Annotated in this window: 1 protein-coding gene; it reads left to right on the top strand. The window is 62.3% G+C overall.

The annotated features are described in order from the left end of the window. Nucleotides 1–247: 247 nt before the first annotated feature. Nucleotides 248–438: YqaJ viral recombinase family protein (locus H6A60_RS12635; protein WP_205105186.1), on the top strand; the 191-nt coding region annotated here is incomplete at its 3' end.

Raw genomic sequence — 438 nt, 5'->3', positions numbered from 1 at the left:
CGCTTATCTCGAGGACCGACGCGAGCAAATGAAGCCGCAGCAGGCGGTTCCCGAAGTCAAGAAGCCCGATGCGGCGTCTCTCTCGACGCAAGCGCCCGCCAAGTCGCCGCTTGACGACGAGCCGCCGATGCCGCCCGCTCCCGTGTTCGGCGACATGGCTTTCTGATCGTCCGCGAACCCCGCTGCCCCGAAACGGGCGGCGGGGTCGCGCGGATCGATAGACTGGCGGAACCGATTTGGAGTCGAAATGAACTTTCAAAACCTTGAACAGAAAACCGATGCTTGGAGAGAATGGCGCCGCAAAGGACTGACGGCGACCGACAGTGCCGTCATCCTCGGGCTCAGCCCGTACAAGACGCCCTGGCGTCTTTGGGCCGAGAAGGTCGGCAAAGTGCAGCCGCCTGATCTCTCGAAGAATCCGAATGTCCGCTACGGCAT

It is taken from the genome of Sutterella massiliensis (assembly GCF_016899755.1).
In the GTDB taxonomy this organism is placed as follows: domain Bacteria; phylum Pseudomonadota; class Gammaproteobacteria; order Burkholderiales; family Burkholderiaceae_F; genus Sutterella; species Sutterella massiliensis.
This window is presented reverse-complemented; position numbering and strand designations above follow the sequence as displayed.